The 18180-nt window shown below is 71.1% G+C and carries 20 protein-coding genes, 1 tRNA gene and 1 riboswitch; of the genes, 17 read left to right on the forward strand and 4 right to left on the reverse strand.

From position 1 onward, the window contains the following. Positions 1-3: 3 nt before the first annotated feature. Entirely contained in the window at positions 4-756 is a 753-nt protein-coding gene (locus tag ACU6WY_RS04240; RefSeq protein WP_483821215.1) for a PspA/IM30 family protein, read from the reverse strand. A 92-nt stretch (positions 757-848) separates the two neighbouring features. Next, the gene (locus ACU6WY_RS04245) at positions 849-2903 is read right to left on the reverse strand and encodes a TPM domain-containing protein (RefSeq protein WP_483821216.1); all 2055 of its coding nucleotides are present in this window, start codon (positions 2901-2903) and stop codon (positions 849-851) included. A 124-nt stretch (positions 2904-3027) separates the two neighbouring features. Here ACU6WY_RS04245 and ACU6WY_RS04250 point away from each other — a divergent pair, with 124 nt between their 5' ends. The 8 genes from ACU6WY_RS04250 to ACU6WY_RS04285 all read left to right on the forward strand — a co-directional run bounded on the left by ACU6WY_RS04250 (position 3028) and on the right by ACU6WY_RS04285 (position 10779). After that, positions 3028-3861 (forward strand): DUF3097 domain-containing protein, encoded by an 834-nt coding sequence (locus tag ACU6WY_RS04250; RefSeq protein WP_483821217.1) that lies wholly within the window; start codon positions 3028-3030, stop codon positions 3859-3861. A 74-nt stretch (positions 3862-3935) separates the two neighbouring features. Next, positions 3936-4655 carry a tRNA (guanosine(46)-N7)-methyltransferase TrmB gene (gene trmB / locus ACU6WY_RS04255; protein ID WP_483821218.1) on the forward strand — a complete coding sequence of 240 codons (720 nt, stop codon included), beginning with the start codon at positions 3936-3938 and terminating at the stop codon, positions 4653-4655. Beyond that, on the forward strand, positions 4652-5524 hold the full coding sequence (locus ACU6WY_RS04260) for a CPBP family intramembrane glutamic endopeptidase (protein WP_483821219.1): 873 nt from the start codon (positions 4652-4654) through the stop codon (positions 5522-5524). The genes trmB and ACU6WY_RS04260 overlap by 4 nt, the downstream gene beginning before the upstream one ends. 47 nt (positions 5525-5571) lie before the next feature. Further along, positions 5572-5635: riboswitch (guanidine-III (ykkC-III) riboswitch) on the forward strand. A gap of 10 nt (positions 5636-5645) precedes the next feature. Continuing rightward, complete coding sequence (locus ACU6WY_RS04265) at positions 5646-5969, forward strand: DMT family transporter (RefSeq protein ID WP_483821220.1); 324 nt, start codon at positions 5646-5648, stop codon at positions 5967-5969. Between the two features lie 128 nt (positions 5970-6097). After that, a complete protein-coding gene (locus tag ACU6WY_RS04270; RefSeq protein WP_483821221.1) occupies positions 6098-7423 on the forward strand; it encodes a hypothetical protein in 1326 nt (441 codons plus the stop codon). 62 nt (positions 7424-7485) lie between these two features. Continuing rightward, complete coding sequence (locus ACU6WY_RS04275) at positions 7486-8667, forward strand: GAF domain-containing sensor histidine kinase (RefSeq protein WP_483821222.1); 1182 nt, start codon at positions 7486-7488, stop codon at positions 8665-8667. A gap of 136 nt (positions 8668-8803) precedes the next feature. After that, on the forward strand, positions 8804-9307 hold the full coding sequence (locus ACU6WY_RS04280) for an SRPBCC family protein (protein ID WP_483821223.1): 504 nt from the start codon (positions 8804-8806) through the stop codon (positions 9305-9307). Further along, positions 9304-10779 carry a phytoene desaturase family protein gene (locus tag ACU6WY_RS04285; protein ID WP_483821224.1) on the forward strand — a complete coding sequence of 492 codons (1476 nt, stop codon included), beginning with the start codon at positions 9304-9306 and terminating at the stop codon, positions 10777-10779. The genes ACU6WY_RS04280 and ACU6WY_RS04285 overlap by 4 nt, the downstream gene beginning before the upstream one ends. A gap of 21 nt (positions 10780-10800) precedes the next feature. Here ACU6WY_RS04285 and ACU6WY_RS04290 read toward each other — a convergent pair whose 3' ends face one another. Further along, positions 10801-10956: a hypothetical protein gene (locus tag ACU6WY_RS04290; RefSeq protein WP_483821225.1), complete on the reverse strand. Its 156-nt coding sequence runs from the start codon at positions 10954-10956 to the stop codon at positions 10801-10803. Between the two features lie 171 nt (positions 10957-11127). On the opposite strand from ACU6WY_RS04290, the gene ACU6WY_RS04295 reads away from it, so the two are divergent. The 3 genes from ACU6WY_RS04295 to ACU6WY_RS04305 all read left to right on the forward strand — a co-directional run bounded on the left by ACU6WY_RS04295 (position 11128) and on the right by ACU6WY_RS04305 (position 14528). Continuing rightward, on the forward strand, positions 11128-11484 hold the full coding sequence (locus ACU6WY_RS04295; protein ID WP_483821226.1) for a hypothetical protein: 357 nt from the start codon (positions 11128-11130) through the stop codon (positions 11482-11484). A 168-nt stretch (positions 11485-11652) separates the two neighbouring features. Further along, entirely contained in the window at positions 11653-14244 is a 2592-nt protein-coding gene (locus ACU6WY_RS04300; protein ID WP_483821227.1) for a bifunctional lysylphosphatidylglycerol flippase/synthetase MprF, read from the forward strand. Next, a complete protein-coding gene (locus tag ACU6WY_RS04305; protein WP_483821228.1) occupies positions 14241-14528 on the forward strand; it encodes a hypothetical protein in 288 nt (95 codons plus the stop codon). The genes ACU6WY_RS04300 and ACU6WY_RS04305 overlap by 4 nt, the downstream gene beginning before the upstream one ends. Before the next feature lie 60 nt (positions 14529-14588). On the opposite strand, the gene ACU6WY_RS04310 is transcribed toward ACU6WY_RS04305, so the two are convergent. Further along, positions 14589-14990: a DUF5684 domain-containing protein gene (locus ACU6WY_RS04310; protein WP_483821229.1), complete on the reverse strand. Its 402-nt coding sequence runs from the start codon at positions 14988-14990 to the stop codon at positions 14589-14591. Positions 14991-15125: 135 nt separating this feature from the next. Here ACU6WY_RS04310 and ACU6WY_RS04315 point away from each other — a divergent pair, with 135 nt between their 5' ends. The 6 genes from ACU6WY_RS04315 (at position 15126) to ACU6WY_RS04340 (ending at position 18150) form a co-directional block, all read left to right on the forward strand. Beyond that, on the forward strand, positions 15126-15557 hold the full coding sequence (locus tag ACU6WY_RS04315; protein ID WP_483821230.1) for a hypothetical protein: 432 nt from the start codon (positions 15126-15128) through the stop codon (positions 15555-15557). Positions 15558-15642: 85 nt separating this feature from the next. After that, positions 15643-15813 (forward strand): hypothetical protein, encoded by a 171-nt coding sequence (locus ACU6WY_RS04320; RefSeq protein WP_483821231.1) that lies wholly within the window; start codon positions 15643-15645, stop codon positions 15811-15813. An 87-nt stretch (positions 15814-15900) separates the two neighbouring features. Continuing rightward, positions 15901-15973 (forward strand) — tRNA-Arg (locus ACU6WY_RS04325). A 205-nt stretch (positions 15974-16178) separates the two neighbouring features. After that, positions 16179-16433 carry a DUF6458 family protein gene (locus ACU6WY_RS04330; RefSeq protein ID WP_483821232.1) on the forward strand — a complete coding sequence of 85 codons (255 nt, stop codon included), beginning with the start codon at positions 16179-16181 and terminating at the stop codon, positions 16431-16433. Between the two features lie 35 nt (positions 16434-16468). Then, on the forward strand, positions 16469-17593 hold the full coding sequence (locus ACU6WY_RS04335) for a serine/threonine-protein kinase (protein ID WP_483821233.1): 1125 nt from the start codon (positions 16469-16471) through the stop codon (positions 17591-17593). Then, positions 17590-18150: a hypothetical protein gene (locus ACU6WY_RS04340; RefSeq protein ID WP_483821234.1), complete on the forward strand. Its 561-nt coding sequence runs from the start codon at positions 17590-17592 to the stop codon at positions 18148-18150. Before ACU6WY_RS04335 ends, ACU6WY_RS04340 begins: the two co-directional genes overlap by 4 nt. Positions 18151-18180: the final 30 nt, after the last annotated feature.

Genomic DNA, 18180 nt, shown 5'->3' on the forward strand with positions numbered 1-18180 from the left:
CGATCAGAGGTCGGGGCTGGGCGCGTCGATCGCGGCGCGCTGCGGTCCGCCGATCTTCAGCGCGGCGAGGCGCGCCTCGACCTCGGTGAGCTCGCCGACGTCTTCGAGGGCGTTGAACTGCGCGTCGATGCTCGAGGCGGCGAGCTCCTGCTTGCCGGCCGCGAGGGCCTCTTCGCGGCGGATCTTGTCTTCGAAGCGCCCCAGTTCGCTGGTGGGGTCGAGCACGTCGATCGACTTGACCGCGTCGTGCACCTTGTTCTGCGCCTCGGCGACCTTGGCGCGGGCGAGGAGCTCGCTGCGCTTCGACCGCAGCTGCTCGAGCTTGGCCTTCATGCCGTTGAGGCCGTCTTTGAGCTTGTCGACGACCTCGGTCTGCGAGGCGATCGTCGGCTCGGCGGCCTTCGCCTCGCTCTCGGCGGTGATCTGACGCTGCAGGGCGATCTTGGCCAGGTTGTCGAACTTGTCGGCCTCACCGGTGTTGCCGGCGGCGCGCAGCTCGTCGCCCTTGCGGCTCGCGGCGAGGGCCTTGTTGCCCCACTCCGCGGCGGCCTGGACGTCTTCCTGGTGGTCGCGCTCGAGCAGGCGGAGGTTCCCGATGGTCTCGGCGATCGCCGACTCGGCGTCGGCGATGGAGTTCGAGTAGTCGCGGACGAGCTGGTCGAGCATCTTCTGCGGGTCCTCGGCCTGGTCGAGGAGCGAGTTGATGTTCGCGCGGACGAGGGTCGAGATGCGACCGAAGATGGACTGCTTGGCCATGCGGGATTTCCTTCCTGAGGGCGACGGTGTCGAGTCTGGTGCGGAATGCTACGAGTTTTCTGTGACGGATCGGAGCCGTCGAAGCGGGGGCGTCAGAAGCGCCCCCCTCCGCGCCGGGAGCGCGATCCTCCGGACGACCCGCCGCCGATGCGCCCGCGGGATCCGCCGCCGCGGGACCCGCTCGAGCGCGAGCCGCCGCCCATGCCGCCGAGTCCGCCCATCATGCCGCCGAGGCCCCCGCCACCGAAGCCGCCGCGCGAGCGCGACCCGCCGCCGAGGAGGGCGTTCACCGCGATACCGCCGAGGATGGCCCCCATCATGTCGCCGCCACCTCCGCGCGACATTCCGCCGCCGCCGAAGGCGCTGACGTCGTTCTGCGCGAGAGAGCTGGCCTGTCCGGCGAGGGAGACCGCGCGCTGGGCGGACTCGAGCGCCGCGGCCGGATCCCCTCCCCTCAGCTGCTCGGCGCGCACGAGGGCGGCACCGGCCTCGGCCAGTCGCGTGCGCGCGGTGGGCCCGACGGCGCCGCGGCGGGCGGAGATGAAGTCCTCGGTCGCCGACATCTGAGCGCGGGCCTGCACGAGCGCACTGTCGAGTTGGGACTCGGCGCGGCGGCGGCGCTCGGCCGCGTCGTGGGCCGCGCTGATCACGGCGTCGATCGCGGCGTTGCCCTCTTCGAGGGACGCGAGTGCGGCCAGCGGAGACGAGCGCGGGGGCGCGAGAGCGGAGCGTCCGGCCTCCAGGCGCGTGCGCGTCGTGGCGATCGCGCCGGAGACACGCCCCTCGGCGTCGGGGAGGGCGGACGCGGTCGCGAGGTCGCCCTCGATCTCTGCCACGAGCTGGGTCGCGCGCTGCTCCGCAGCCGCGAGGTCGCGTGCGAGCGAGCCGATCGCCCTCTCGAGCCCGTCGGCCTGGGCCACCGCGGTCTCGCCGGCGCGGATCGCAACGGCGGCCTCTCCCGTGGTTCCGGCGGCGATCGCGGTGTCGGCCGCCGAGAACTGCTCCGTCGCGAGGTCGAGGCGGGCGCGCGCCTGCGCCGGGTTGTCGGCGACGGTGCGCACCTCCTCGTCGGCATAGCGCTCGCGCAGGAGCGCGAGATCGCGCGCGGCGGCGTCGAGGGCGGCCGAGGCCGCGGCGTGGGCGGCGCGCGCACGCGCCAGGGCGGCGGGGGCGTCGGACTCGAGGGCGCGGAGCTCGTCGAACGCGGCGGCCTTGGCATCGAGCGACTCGTCGGCCGCGCCGCACAGCCGGAGGATCTCGGCGTACCCGGCACGGCGCTGTTCGGGCGTCTCGGGGACGTCGTCGTCGAGCTGCTGCGAGATCGTGAACGCCCGGTCGAGATCGGCTCGGGCCTGCGCGAGGGCCTCGGCGAACGGTGCGGCCGCCGCGTCGCCGAACTGCGCGCGGGCGAACCCGAGCTCCTGCTCGCTCGTGGTGATCGCGTCGTCGGTGGCGACGAGCGCCGAACCCGCCCGGCGAGCGAGATCGTCGATGTTCTCCGGGGTGGTGCCGGTCGCCCCCGCTGCCGCTTTGCGCCGGCGTCGCAGCCACAGCCACAGCAGCCCGCCGCCGAGCGCGAGTACGAGGAAGACGACGAGCGCGATGAGGGCGACGTCGGGGCCACTCCCGGCGGGGGAGGGCGGCGGCGCCGGGTCGGCCGCGCGCGCCGCCGTTGTGATGCCGGTGGCGGCGGCGTCCGCCGCCCCGGCGTAATCGCCGGCCTGCAGCGCGGGTTGCACGCGCTGTTGCTCGATCTCGCCGAGCTGTTCGGCGGAGAGGGTGCCGTCGTCGACGTCGCCGGAAAGGTAGAACGCGCGCCCGTCGACGGCGACGGCCAGCAGGTACTGGTGGGGCCCCAGGTTGTTGATGTTCGCGGTCTGGTTCGCCCAATCGGCGGCGGCGGTCGGCTGGGTGAACTCGTCGACGTAGACCACCCACAGGTCGAGGCCGGTCTGTTCCGACAGTCGCAGCAGCTGTGATTGGACCTCGGCCTCTTGCGCGTTGGTCAGCACGTCGGCCTCGTCGAGGACGTAGCTCGACCCGAGCGGGGGAGGGGGCGCGGCCGATGCCACGGTGGGGAGTCCGAGGACGGACACCATCGCGCTCACGACCCCCGCCATGATCGCTGCCGCCTTCGGCTTTCGCATGCATCCCCCTTCGGCGCTGGACGCGTCCACTCTATAAAGCGGGTCCGACACCCGGGAAGGCACGGCGCGTCCGCCCTCAGCGCACACGGGCGCCGCATAGGCTCGGGCGTTCGGAGGTACCCCCATGGACGATCGCTACGGCACCGATGTGCTCGCCCGCGGCTGGCGCGACGCCGGACGGAAGAAGGCGGCCCCGGTCGCGGCATCCGTCGATCTCGTCGTCGAAGTTGCCGGAGACGGATTCTGCGGCGCGGTGACCCGCATCGAGGGCCTGCACGTCGAGCTCGAGGACCGCCGCGGAAAGCGTCGCCTGTTCCCCCTCGGCGGCGGGTTTCTCGTCGACGGCGAGCCGGTGGTGCTCGTCGCCCCGGCTGCCGCCCCGAAGGGGCGCACCCGCACCGCCTCGGGGTCGTTCGCCGCTCCCGACCAGCGTGCCCGCACGGCACGGGCGAGTCGCATCTTCGTCGAGGGCAAGCACGACGCCGAACTCGTCGAGAAGGTGTGGGGCGCGGACCTCCGCGCCGAGGGCGTCGTGGTGGAGTTCCTCGAGGGGGTCGACCTCCTCGAGCAGACCCTGGATGCCGAGCCCCCGACCGCCGAGCGCCGGTACGGCGTGCTGGTGGACCACCTCGTGCCGAACTCCAAGGAGTCGCGCATCGCCGACAAGATCGCGCGGGGGCGGCACGGGGCACACGTGCGGATCGTCGGGCACCCCTTCGTCGACGTGTGGCAGTGCGTGACGCCCCGGGCCGTCGGGATCCCCGCGTGGCCCGAGGTGCCGCGCGGTATCGAATGGAAAGTCGGGGTGTGCCGCGCGCTCGGGTGGCCCGCCGAGGAGCAGGCCGACCTCGCTCGCGCCTGGCAGCACATCCTGTCGCGCGTGACGACCTTCCGCGACCTCGAACCCGCCCTCCTCGGCCGGGTCGAGGAACTCATCGATTTCGTGACCGTCCCGTGAGCGGCCGGAAGCCGCGCGACTCCTCGCGCGACGAGCAGCCGGGCACCGCGTCGCCGTCGCCTAGCCTGGAAGACATGGAGACCCCCGTCTACCGCGACCGTCCGGTGTCGTTCGTGCGCCGCAGCGGCCGCATGTCGGAGGCGCAGGACCGCGCGTGGGCGGAGCTCTCGCCGTTCTATCTGCTGCCGGTCGAGAGGGATGCCGCGGCCACGAGCGTGCGACCCGGCTCGCCCGTCGACCCGGCCGCCGTCTACGGTCGCTCCGCGCCGCTGATCGTGGAGATCGGCTCGGGACAGGGGCATCAGATCGTCGCGGCGGCGTCGTCGCGGCCCGACACCGACTTCCTCGCCGTCGAGGTCTTCGCCGCGGGCCTCGCGCGGACGATGCTCGACGCCGAACGCGTCGGTGCGCGCAACCTCCGACTCGTCGAGGCCAACGCCCCCGAGGTGCTCGAGCACCTGCTGCCGGCGGCATCCATTGACGAGCTGTGGGTGTTCTTCCCCGATCCGTGGCACAAGAACAAGCACACGAAGCGTCGGCTCGTCGCCCCCGAGTTCGCCCGGGTGGCCGCCCAGGCGATCCGTCCCGGCGGCACGCTCCGGCTTGCGACCGACTGGCAGGACTACGCCGATCAAATGCGCGCGGTCCTCGATGAGGCCGCCGAGTTCGAGCGGGCGTTCCCCGGAGAGTGGGCCGAACGGTTCGAGGGGCGCGTGCTGACCGCGTTCGAGCGCAAGGGACTGCGCGTCGGGCGCGACATCCGTGACCTGACCTACACGAGAATCGCCCCGTGACCACCCACGCCGCCGTGCCCGACAGCGTCCGCCGCACGTGGACGCCGAAGCTCCTGCCGGCGGCGCTGGTGTGCCTCGCGGCGCCGGTGCTCTTCGTCGCTCAAGTCGTGTGGCTCGGATGGGTCGTGCTGGCACTGGCCGTGGCATCCGCCGTGATCGTCGATCGGCGTGCCGGCGTCGCCCTCCGGCCGAGCCGGGAGGGCACGCCGGTGCCGAGCATCGCGCGCGACGTGTTCCTGATCGCGCTCGGTCAGTTCATCGTCAGTCTCATCCCGCTCCAGGCCGAACTCGACGACGCCGCCTTCGTCCGCTTCACCCTCGCGCTGGGCGGGGCGGTGCTCGTGCCGTACCTGCTCTCGCGCCTGGTCTTCCGCGATCACGCGATCCGCTTCCCGTGGCGTGGTGGCGGGCGCTGGGCGTGGTGGCAGTGGGCCTGGCTTGCGGGCGTCATCGTGCTCGGCTGGCTGATCCTGCCGTTCTACTTCATCACGTCGGGCGTGTACACGAATTGGCCCGTCGTGGACACTCCGGCCCTCATCGCGCGCCTCTTCGTGGGGGTCGGTGCGGTGGGCATCTGGGACGAGCTCTTCTTCGTCTGCACCGTCTTCGCCCTGTTGCGCCGGCACTTCCCCGACCTCAGCGCGAACGTGCTGCAGATGATCGTGTTCGTGTCGTTCCTGTGGGAGCTCGGGTATCAGGCGTGGGGTCCCGTGCTGACGATTCCGTTCGCGCTGGTGCAGGGGTTCCTGTTCCTCCGCACGCAGTCGCTCTGGTACGTCGTGACCGTGCACCTGCTCTTCGACGCGGTGGTCTTCGGCGTCCTCGTGCACGCGCACAACCCCGGACTCCTGCCGATCTTCCTCCTCTGAGGCCCGCGGTGCCCGGGGGATGCCCAGGGAGCCGGGCTAGCGTGGCGGGCAGACGCGCTCCGCGTCTCCGGACGAGGGATCAGTACCCGGACAGCGACAAGACTGGCCAAGGAGCGCCGTCATGTCGTGGATCATTCTGTTCGTCTCGGGTGTCCTCGAGGCCGTGTGGGCCACCGCCCTCGGCCGCTCCGAGGGCTTCACGAAGCTCTGGCCGACCGTGATCTTCGCTGTCGCGCTGGTGGCCAGCATGGGCGGGCTCGCCTGGGCGATGCGCGACATTCCCGTCGGCACGGCGTACGCCGTCTGGGTGGGAATCGGGGCGGCCCTGACCGTCGTGTGGGCCATGGTCGGGGGAACCGAGCCCGTGTCGGTGGTGAAGATCGCGCTCATCCTCGGTCTCGTCGGGTGCGTCGTGGGTCTCAAACTCGTCGGCGATGCCCACTGATCAGGGTTTTCCTGAAAGTCAACCGGGAGGATCGTACGGACTGATCCGGTAACATCTGGGCCACATGCACTTGTCCGGGCCGGACACCGTCGTCAGTAGCCCACTTCTTCCCCTGTGAAAGGTTCCGAGTGAGCGCACCGCCGAGCGAGCTGATTCCGACGACACGACCGTCCCCCGTCGATGATCGCCTGGCGCCGCTGCGCGCCGGCGGGCGACGGCTGCTCGACTCGCGCTTCGCTCAGGCGCTGCGCCAGTACGGCAATGATCTCGTGCGCGCGCCGCAGGGCGTGCAGCCGATCGAGCGCGGGGCCTTCACGCGCATTTTGCTGCTGTGGGCGATCGCCCGCACCGTGAACTTCGGTCTGCTGTGGGGCTTCTACTCGATCGCCAAGGCGGCGCGCTGGGGCTTCGGCCCCGACAGTGAGCGGCTGGGTACCTTCTTCGACTACCTCACCGGCTGGGATGCCGATCGCTACGGGCAGATCGCCGCAGAGGGCTACCCGCTGTCGCTGCCGATGAACGTCTCCGGCGACATCCTGCCCAACAACTGGGCGTTCCTTCCGGTGTTCCCGACCCTCGTCCGCATTCTCTCGGGGGCGACGGGACTGGGATGGCAGCCGGCGGCCGTGCTGATCAGCCTCGCGGCCGGTCTCGGGGCCACCTGGGTGATGTTCGTCATGCTGCGCACGGTGACGACCCCGCGCGCCGCGTGGTGGGCCGTCGTCTTCTTCTCGTTCGCCCCGCTCTCGTTCCTCTTCGTGCTCGGGTACAGCGAGGGGCTCTTCATGCTCCTCATGTTCAGCGGCATGCTGCTGGCGATGAAGAGGAAGTACCTCTGGATCCTGCCGATCGGTCTGCTCACGGCCTACACGCGGCCCGGTGTCCTCGCCCTCGGTCTGGCGCTGGGCATCGTGTTCCTCGTGCGGTTCTTCCGCCGGCGGGTCGACCCCTTCCCTGTGCGGGAATGGGCGTCGCTCATGGCCGCCGGCCTCACGATCGCGGTGGCGGGGCTGTCGTGGAACCACATCGCGCAGTACTTCACGGGTACGCACAACGCCTACATCCGCACCGAGCTGGGGTGGTGGCTCGACTACGTCGGCAACGACGAGTTCACGCCCTTCACGCCGTGGTTCCGACAGGCGGGCACCCACCTCGGCATCGTCGGCATCCTGCTGGTGATCGCCGTGGTCGTCGCGTTCGTCGCCCTGCTGTGGTCGCGTCCGGTCCGTCGCCTCGGTCTCATGGTGGTGGCCTACGCCTTCAGCTACGGCCTGTACCTGTTCGCGGTCTTCCTGCCCCAGCAGAGCACCTTCCGTCTGCTCATGCCGATGAGTCCGCTCATGGCCGATGAGCGGTGGTCGTCGACCCCACGGCGACGGGCGGCGATCCTGGCAGGCTGCATCGCGTTGCAGGTTGTGGCCATCCTGTTGCTCTGGACGCGCGGCAACCCCTAATGTCAGCGGGGCCATGACCGCCCGCTAGGCTCGTGGCCTGCAACGATCGCGAGGGGGGAACCGTGTCGACAGCCCTCAACGTGACGCTGCGTGCAGCGATCGATCAGTACCGAATCGTCGGGTCGCTTCCCCAACCGGATCTGCAGGGCCTGGTGGAGTTGGCCGCGAGCGTCTGCGGGGTCACGACCGCGGTGATCAATATCCTCGACGATCGGGCGCAGCACCAGGTGGCGGCGGTCGGGATCCAGGCGGCATCCTGCTCCCGGCAGGACTCGATGTGCGCCGCGGTCCTCGTCGACCCGCGACCGGTCATGGTGCCCGACGCGCGGGAGGACCCGCGGTTCCGTCGAAGCCCCTTCGTGACGGGAGAGATTGCCTCCACCCGTTTCTACGCCGCGAGCCCGCTGATCACCCCGTCGGGGGTCGCCATCGGCACGCTGTGCGTCTTCGACGACGAGGTCGGCGAATTGACGGATGCCGCAGCTCACGCGCTCGACCTGCTGGCGCGCCAGGTCATCGATGTTCTCGAGCTACGGCGGCTGACCCGCGACCTCGCCGAGTCCAACGCGCAACTGGAGCAGTTCGCCACCCAGGTGAGCCATGACCTGCGCAACCCCCTCACCGCGCTGTCTGGCTTCCTCGAGCTCGCTGCCGAGAGCCCCGAGATGGTCAATGCGCCCCAGGCAGCCGGATCCCTCGCGCGTGCGGAGTCGGCCGCCGCGCGAATGACCACGATGGTGACAGATCTGCTCGACTACGCGCGGGTGGGCGGCGCGTCTCCGCGGTTCTCGATGGTCGACGTCGGCCAGACCGTCGACGCGGTCCTGGAGGACCTCGACGGGGCGGTGACCGCTGCCGGCGCCGAGGTCGTCGTGGAGGCATCCACGCTCGTCCGTGCGGACGAAACACTGCTGCGCGTTCTTCTGCAGAACCTCATCGCCAATGCCCTGAAGTTCACCGTGGCGAGCGGACACGCGCCCCGCGTCTGGGTGACGGTGCACGAGCTCACCGACGGGTGGCGTCTGACGGTCGACGATAACGGCGCGGCGGTCGACCCCGCGCTGCGCGACCAGATGTTCGAGCCGATGCGGCGTGGCCACGACGCCGATGTGCAGGGGCTGGGCATTGGGCTGGCGACGTGTCGCCGCATCGCGCAGGCGCACGGCGGACACATCGGGCTCGACGAGTCCCCGGCCGGGGGGGCGCGTGCCTGGGTGGTGTTTCCCGCCGAGGCGGGCGCGTGATCGCGTAGTGGTCGTGGTGCGTCCGCGCAACCACCGTGAGCGGTCCTGCCTGCGCCCCGTAGCGTAGACGGCATCCGGTCGGGAGTCCGGAACCGACTGCGGCCGCTCCCGTCCGCCGACGAGGAGGGACCCGACGATGGCTCGCAACGTGCGGCTGCTGCACTGCACGCCCGACGATGTTTTCCGCGTCCTGGCGAATGGATGGCTGTACCCGCTGTGGGTCGTGGGCGCCTCGCGCATGCGCGACGTCGCCGACGACTGGCCGCGCGAGGGCGCCGAGTTGCACCACTCGTTCGGCTCGTGGCCGGCGCTGATCGATGACACCACGGTGTTGCGGGTCTGGGATCCTCCCCGGCGCGCGGTCCTCGAGCCGCACGGCGGTCCGATCGGAATCGCCCGCGTCTCGATCGACGTCAAAACCCGCGGGGAGGCGTGCGTCGTGCGCCTCCAGGAGGAACCCGTCACCGGGCCCACGAGGTTGCTGCCCGACGTCGTGTTCGATGCCATTACGCGCTGGCGCAACGCCGAGACGCTGCATCGGCTCGCGTACCTCGCCGAAGGCGGCGCCCCGGGTACCGCGGGGGGCGCCTCGGCCATCGGCCGCGCGTCGACAGCGGAGCGGGAGCCCGTTCAGCGATGAGCGAGAGCTACGACGCGATCATCGTGGGATCGGGGCCGAATGGTCTCGCCGCCGCCGTCACGCTCGCTCGGTCCGGGCTTTCGGTGGCTCTGTACGAGCGGCAGAACACTCTCGGAGGCGCGGCCTCCTCGGCCGAGTTGACTCTCCCGGGGTTCCTCCATGACGTCGGCTCGGCCGTGCACCCGCTCGCTCTGGAGTCCTGGTTCTTCCGCGAGTTCGGCCTCGAGCGCCGCGTGCTGTTCGTGGTTCCCGAGGTATCGTTCGCGCACCCGCTGGACGGCGGGCGTGCGGGCCTGGCCTACCGAGACCTCGCGCGGACGGCGGAGGCGATCGGCCGGGACGGCCCGGCCTATGCGCGGCTCCTGCGCCCGCTGGTGGACCACCTGCGCGGGGTGGCCGACTTCACCGGCAACGCGCTCCTGCGTGTTCCGGGAGATCCGCTCGCCGCGGTCTTCTTCGGTCTGCGCTCGCTCGAACAGGGCGGGCCGTGGTGGAACGCGCGGTTCCGCGAGCAGGTGGCGCCGGCGCTGATCACCGGGGTGTCGGCGCACTCGATCCTGGCCCAGCCGAGCCTCGCCGGCGGGGGCGCCGGACTCGTGCTGGCCACCTATGGGCACGGGCGCGGGTGGCCGATCCCCGTGGGCGGTAGTCAAGCGATCGCCGACGCCATGATCGCCGACCTGCGTGCGCACGGGGGCATCGTGCACACGGGCGTAGACGTTCAGGATCTCGATCAGCTCCCGCCCGCGCGCGCGATCCTGCTCGATGTGACACCCCGCGCTCTGGTGCGCCTGGCGGGCGACCGGATGCCGACTGGCTACCGCCGTGCGATGGAACGGTTCCGCTACGGCGGTGGTGTCGCGAAGGTCGACTTCGCACTCTCCGAGCCCGTGCCGTGGGCGGATCCCGGTGTGGCCCGATCGGGCACGGTCCACATCGGCGGGACCCGCGCCGAGATCGCCGCGGCCGAGAATGCGGTCGTGGCCGGGCGACTGCCCGATGCTCCCTACGTCTTGGCCTCGCAGCCGACACTCTTCGACCCGACGCGTGCTCCCGACGGTCGTCACGTGCTGTGGGCCTACACGCATGTTCCCGCGGGTAGCCCGGCGGATCGCGAGGAGGCGATCGTCCGTCAGATCGAGCGTTTCGCCCCGGGGTTCCGCGACACCGTGCTGGCGAGCTCCTCGCGCACCGCGGTGGACGTCGCGAACTGGAATCCGAACTTCCCGGGCGGCGACATCTCGGCCGGTGCGCCGTCGTTGCCTCAGCTGATCGGGCGGCCCGTGTATCGCCCCGACCCCTGGCGGACGCCCATGCCCGGGGTCTACCTCTGCTCCTCGTCGACGAGTCCCGGGCCGGGCGTGCACGGGCTCGCGGGGTGGCAGGCAGCATTGAGCGCGCTGCGGCACGAGTTCGGCACCCGGCTGCGCCCCGATCTCACGCCGCGAGACGATGACCTCGCGTCGGCGTAGCCGCAGCCGGGTGTCGCTCGGCTAGTGGATCTCGCCTCCGGGCGACGCTCCGGTGTCCGACGCCTCCTCGGCGTCCTGCTGGGCGGCGGCACCCTCTTCGGGCGACTCCGACCCGGCTCCGTTGCTGTCGGCGTCGGGTGCGGCGTCGTCGTGTCGTTCGTCGTCGCGATCGTTCATGGGGCCTCCGGTCGTCGTGGCTCGCCGGGAAATCGGCGACGGGGGAGACGGTGCCACACCCGTCACACACTGTCCAGGGGCTGGCTGGCGCGACGGAGCAGCGCTATCCCACCCCCGGCGTGGGCACAACCCCGCCCCTCATCGAGGGGAGCGCACCGCAGGCTGGGGCCCATGCGCTCAGTGACCTACGCGGGACGAACCGTGATCACGACCGACGACGTGGCCGCATCGCTGGTGGAGCTCACGGCCGCGGTCGCCAAGGACGGCCAGTCCGAGGCGGTGAGCATCCCGATCGTCACCGACGGTGAGACCATCGCCCAGGCGGAACTCGTCATCGGTGTCGGCAACGACGTGCTCTCCACGCCGGTGGAGTGGAGCGGAGAAGAGCCGAACTTCGCTCAGGGTGCGGGCGAATTGCGCACCCACCGCCTGTTCCCGCGTCCGCGGCTGGGCATGGTCGATCGCGCCCTTGATGGGGAGGACGACGATCCCATCGACTGGGATTTCGATCAGCCGACTCGGGCCTGAGCAGATCACGAGGATGCCCGGCTCGCGCCGAGATTTCTGACGGGGCCTCCCGCCGGTCGGCGGGGGAGAATACACCCGAAGGTGGATGCCACCGGCGGGGCGTGGACGCAACGATGAGGTGTTGCCTCTCGTACCGCGATCGGCGACGCGCACCCCGATCGGAGACTCATGCCGCCGACCACCGTTCTCCCGGCCGCGTCCGCGTCGGCCGCCCCGCGCGCGACGGAGGCGGCACCCTCCGCAGCATCCTCCTCAGCGGTTCCCCCCGTCGATCCCGCACGCCCGCGCGGAGGGGCGCTGTTCCGTCTGCCGCCGGTCTCGATCGCGCTGGCCGCGATGATCGGCATTGTCAGCGTTGTGCAGTGGCGCACCGGGGCGTTCGTCGGTGACGGTCCGTTCGACCTGAGGGAGATCATGCTCGGCCTGTTCACGGTCGACGCCCCGCCACTCCTCCCGGTCGTGCTGAGCGCGGTGCTGGTGGTCGGCGCGTGCGCCGAGCGCGTGATGGGCCCGCGGCGCACTCTCCTCGCCTTCGTCGGCGGGGGTGTCGCGACCTCGGTCGTGGGGCTCGTGATCGGTGCGGTGGAGGCGGTCTTCCTCTCCCGGGTGCCGCTGAACTCGGAGCCGTTCACCGGAGCGCCGCCGATCGCCGCCCTGTTGGTCGTGGCGATGACGGCGAGTTGCTTCGTTGGCGCCCTGTGGCGCCGCCGAGTGCGCTGGGCGAGCGGGGTGCTCGCGGTGACGCTGTTCCTCTACTCGGCCTCGGCGAGCGACCTCTACACGCTCCTCGCCCTGCCGATCGGCGTCGCCGTCGGCGCCCTCGTAGGCGGGCAGCGTGCCACGCTGCGCGTCCAGCGCAGCTCGCACCACGAGAAGCGCATCCTCCTCGCCGCCCTTACCGCGGTGACGGCGGTGGGCCCGGTCATCGCGACCCTGTGGGGGAGCGGCGCCGGCCTCCTGTCCGTCTATGGTTGGCTCTCCTTCGACCCGCTCGCCGTGGTCGACGGGCGCGTCTGCGCGGTCGGCTCCCCGGTCGTCCCGTGCCCGCCCGGAGGCTGGTCGTACGCCGAGCTGCAGACCTCTGCCGGCTGGATCGCCGTCTTGCCGCTGGCCGTTCTGCTCGTGGCATCCTGGGGCATTCTCCGCGGTCGGCGGGGAGCGCTGGGCGTCGCCATCGCGGTGAACCTTCTGGTGTTCGCGGGCATGGCCGCGGCGTTCTTCGTGACCGAGCCCGAGACGCTCGCTCTGCTCGCGACCACGCGCGATGCCGATGTCGAGACGTACGTGTGGCACAACCTGGTGGGAGCAGCGGTCGGTGCGATCGTGCCGCTCGGGGTGGCCGTGGTGCTGTTCGTCTTCCGCCGGGCGGCGCGGGTGGGATCGGCACCCGGAGCTCGCGCACTCTTCCTCGGGACCGTCGGTTTCGCCGCGTTCGGCGCTCTGGCGTCGGCGCTCGTGGGTACTCTCGCGCTGTCCGAGCAATTCACCCCCGAGCCGGGATTCGCGGCGATCCTGCGCACTCTCCCGCTGCGACTTCTCCCGCCCTCGCTCCTTCCGGCCGAATCGGTCACCTTCGTTCCCACGAGCGGGTGGGCGCAGGTGGTGTGGTACGCGCCGTCGACGGTCTTCTGGGCCATCTGTGTGCTCGCCTCGGTGCGATTCGTGCTCAGCCCCGGCTCGGTCGCCCGGTTCGGCGATCGCCTCCGTGCGCGCGGCGTGCTCGAACGCGGCGGGGGCGGGGCGTTGTCGTTCATGACCACGTGGGCCGGTAACGCCTACTGGTTCGCCCCCGGCCTCGACGCCGCGATCGCCTACCGAGTCCAGGGACGCATCGCGGTCACCCTCGGTGGTCCCATCGGTCGCGATCGGGCGCTGCCCGAGGTGGCGCGCGCCTTCGTCGACTTCTGCGGGGAGCGGGGATGGACGCCGGTGTTCTACAGCGTCGACGACGACGAGCGGGCGGCATTGGAGCCGCTCGGGTGGAGTCGGACGCAGGTCGCGGAAGAGGCGCGGCTCGACCCGGCCACGTGGATGCCGACGGGCAAGAAGCGCCAAGACGTGCGCACCGCCACACATCGCGCGCAGCGCGAGGGCGTCCGGGCGCAGTGGACCACCTGGTCTGCGCTGTCGTTCCGCGACCGTGCGCAGATCCGCGAGATCTCTGAGGCGTGGGTCGCCGACAAGACGATCCCCGAGATGGAATTCACCCTCGGTGGCGTCGACCAGGCCATCGACCCGGCTGTGCGCCTCATGCTCGCTCGCGAAGCCGACGGCCGCATCAATGCGGTCACGAGCTGGATCCCGGTGTACGGCGCCGGGCGGCTGCAGGGCTACGCGCTCGACATCATGCGTCGCCGCACCGACGCCATGAACGGGGTGATGGAGTTCGTCATCGGTGCCGTCGTCGAGCGGCTCCGCGCCGACGGTCTCACCGTGATGAGCCTGTCGGGCTCTCCGCTGGCATTCCACCGCGGCGCCGGTGACGCCGAGCGGGACGCCGTGGGGCGCTTCCTCGAACAGCTGAGCGCGCTGCTCGAACCGGCCTACGGCTTCCGGTCACTGGCCCACTTCAAGAAGAAGTTCCAGCCCGAGTTCTCACCCCTGTGGATGGTGTATCCCGATCCCGCCCACTTGCCGGCGGTGGGGCTCGCCCTCCTCCGGTGCTACGCGCCGGGGCTCACCGTTGCGCGCGCGGCGCGTCTCGCGGCGGGGTTGCGCGCCAGCGCTCGCGAACGGCAGCAGGCGACGGCGTCCGCATGACCACGGCGGAGATTCCGGATGCCACGTTCGCGATCGAGCGTCAGCGCGCGGCGATCCGCCAGGCTCACGACCTGCTCGCGGCCTTCGTGGCCAGTCCGTTCGACCGCGTCGACGCGACCTCGGGAGCCGCGGAGTCGGCCCTTCGGGGAGCGCTGTCCGCGGGGGCCAGCGTGGAGCGGCTGGCTGCCGAGGTAGAAGTGAGCCCTCGAGCGCTCCGCGCGATCCTCGACGGCTCGGTGCGGTTGTCGTCCTTGCATCCCGGTGCCGGCGCACACGCGGGATGACCCTGTCCACGCCCGACGCCCCGGCGCATCGAGGGCGCGGCGGGGCGTTGAGAGGGAGCGTCAGATGCGCTCGCGGCGGTAAGCGTCGTCGCTGAATCCGACGATCAGGTAGCCGATGATCCAGAAGATCACGAGCAGCGCCAGCGAGAAGAACCACCCGTGCCCGAACGCCCGGCCGACGCGGATCGCGACGATGATGTGGAACACGATGTTGACGATCGGGATGAGGTAGAGCAGCGTCATCCACCCCGAGAAGCCGGCGACCTTCACGAGGTAGATCGCATTGACGATGGGGATGATGGCGAGCCACCCGGGGTATCCCGCCTTGCTGAAGATGCGCCAGAGGGCGATGACCATCAGCACGTAGAACGCGAACGCGAGAAGCGAATTGGACGTGTTCAGAGCGAAGAACGAGGTCTGATCGAAGATGGTGTTCGGCGAGGACGTCAACATGTCGCTCATCGTAGGGCCTCGCTCAGCGTTCGTTCAGGGATCTCGCGCGGATCGTCGGGCGCAACGCCCCTGTGCAGACACGGCCGGGCCGCGGACCGATTACGCTCGCGTCATGCTGAACGCCGCCGACCAACGAGGGATGCCGTGACGGGGGAGCGGCGGTTCGAGTGGGGTGGACTGAGCTCCGGGCGGTCCGACTTCGTCACCGCTGCCGAAGCGCTCGCCGAGATCGAGGGGATGGTCGACGCCTACGCCGATCTGTCGCCCGTGACAGGACTCCGCGACGGAGAGGCCTCCGTGCGGCTGTCCTCCGGAGAGCGGTGGGCGATCGTGTCGACACCGGGCACGCGCTGGTTCTCGCTCCGCGTGGAGTCCGGGCATCGCACGCGTCTGGTGGATGCCACCTCGACGCGCGACGAGGCCGCGATGCTGCTGCGCACGTATCTGGCCGCCGGTGCCGCCCACGTCCGCGGCGCGTCCGAGGTGACGGGCGACAAGATCCGGGTGGAGGCGCTCGGCCGTGTGCTCGTGCTGACCCTGCCGTGGACCGCGCGCCTCCGGCGCGCTCGGCCCTGAGCCCCGGCATCCCTCTGGTCAAGCCTCTGCCGCGGCACATCCGGGCCTGAAAGGCTGGCGGTCCGCCGCAACGAAGGGATTCACCATGAGCGACGCCCCGAACTCCACGCCCGCCGACGACGAGAACCTCGCCGACGACGAGACGACCGCCCCCAGCCAGACGAAAGACCCCGACGAGCAGTTCCAGGCTCCGTCGACCGACGACCCGAACGCTGACCACGAGGCCACGGGCATCGGCGTCATCGGCGACGAGTGACCCCGGCGACGGGCGGGCGGGGCACCGCCCCGGCCCGCCCGGCCCCGTCGGGTGGGGGCCCGTCGCGGTGCTAACCTTGACCGGTCCGCCTCCGTAGCTCAGGGGATAGAGCGTTGGTTTCCGGTACCAAAGGTCGCAGGTTCGATTCCTGTCGGGGGCACAGTAAATACACGGCGTAGCCAGCCGTCAGGCGGGTGAGGGTGCCCATCGGTATGCCCGATCTCGCTCAACCGATCGCCGCGCTGATCCGTGGCACCGCTCGTTCGAGGAGCTGATCGCGATGCGCCCCGAGGCCGCGTTGTCAAGACCTCCGACCGGTTTCGCAGGCGAATGACATCCTGAGCTGACCTTCGGAAAGGACTGTCATGAGTATCGGAGCCGGAATCGCGCTCATCGTCATCGGCGCCATCCTCGCGTTCGCCGTCGACCTGCCCAACGACTACGTCGACCTCACCGTCATCGGCTACATCATGATGGGAGCGGGTGCGGTCGTCTTCCTCATCGGTCTCGTGCTGCTCGCTCGTCGCCGGCAGACCGACACGGTCACCCGCACCGAAGGAGTCGGGGGAGCCAACGTCACGCGCTCCACCACCCGCTCCTCGAACGACGACCTCGTCTGACCCGTGTTCGGGGTATCCCGACCCCGAGGGCCTGCATGACCGATATCGACGCCACCCAACCCCACGAACCGGCCTCCGTCGACCTCTTCGACGGTCGGTACCGGCTCGGCCGGGTGCTCGGCGAGGGCGGATACGCGCGCGTGTACGAGGCCGTCGATACGTCACTCGGCCGCACCGTCGCGCTCAAGGTCATCACGGGTGACGGTGCGGATCCGTCGGATGCCGCGCGGGTGCGGTCGGAGATCCGGTTGCTGGCCTCGCTGTCGCATCCCTCGCTCGTCACCCTGTACGACGCGCGCCTGGCCTCAGCGCCGACGTACCTCGCGATGGAACTCATCGCCGGACCGACCCTGACCGACCTCATTGCGCGTGGGCCGGTGCCGGCGGCCGACGTCGCCCGGTACGGCGGCGAGATCGCCGAGGCGCTGTCGGTCATCCACTCCCGCGGGATCGTCCACCGTGACGTGAAACCGTCGAACATCCTGCTGCGCCCGCCCGCCCATACCGGGGAGCGGCCGCGTGCGACCCTCGCCGACTTCGGTATCGCCGCCCTCGTCGGCGCCACGCGGGTCACCCGCGCGGATACGGTCATCGGCACGGCCGCCTACCTCAGCCCGGAGCAGGCCCGGGGCATGCCGGCCGCGCCGGCCAGCGACGTCTACTCCCTGGGGCTGGTGCTGCTCGAGGCGATCACGGGTCGCCGGCCGTTCGGCTCGCGCACCCCGCACGAGGCCCTCGCCGCACGCCTGGTCGCGCCCCCCGAGGTGCCCGCCGATCTCCCCGAGCCGTGGCGCGACCTCCTCGCCCGCATGACCGCGGTGGACCCGGCGGAGAGACCGGATGCCGGCGGCCTCGTGTCCGAATTCCGGTCCCTGCCGACCGTGTCGCCGTCTGCCGTTCCCGGCGGCGTGGCGGCGCCGATGCCGGACGCGCTCACGCGCACCCGCGTGCTGCCCCCGGTCGCCGACACCGCGCGGCCGGGAGGGAAACGACGCACGGTGATCGTGGCATCCGTCGTCGCCGTCGTGCTCGCGCTCGGCGGAATCACCGCGGCGGTGGCCCTGGGCACACCGGGGCCGGCCGCCGACCCGGTGCTCCCGACCCTGCCGCAGCCCCTCGACCAGCATGTCGACGACCTCTGGAAGGAGGTGGGACCGTGAGGCTCCGCCGGTCCCTCTCCCTCTCGATCGCTCTCGCCGGGGCTCTCGCACTCGCCGGATGCACGTCGCCGGCGGCCGAGCCCACCGCGTGGCAGGGCGTCGTGCAGACCCTCGCCTCCCAGGCCTCCGGGGGCGACTACGCGTCGGCGCTGGCGACCCTCGATCAGCTCGAGGCCGAAGTGACGGCGCAACGCGACGACGGAACGCTCCCGGCGGCGGAGGCGGAGGCGATCCTGGCGCGGATCGCGACCGTGCGCGCCGATCTCACGTCTCTCGCTCCGAGCCCCGAACCGACGGCGCCGGTGACCGAGTCCACCCCGGAGCCGACGCAGAGCACGGTCACCGACGACGAGCAGGACGCGGAGGAGCCCGAGCCCGAGCAGCCCGCCCCCGCGGATCCCGGCGACACGGGGCCCGGAAAATCGGGATCCGACACCCCGGGATCCGGCAACCCGGGGCCGGACAAGGACGACAAAACCAAGGAAGAAAAGAGCAAGGGTGACGACGCCCCCGGACGCTCCGGCAGTGTCGGCGGGCCGGGCAAGAAAGACGGATGACCCGCGCGGACCGAACCCCCTCGCCGCCGT

This window comes from Microbacterium sp. ZW3a (assembly GCF_057167165.1).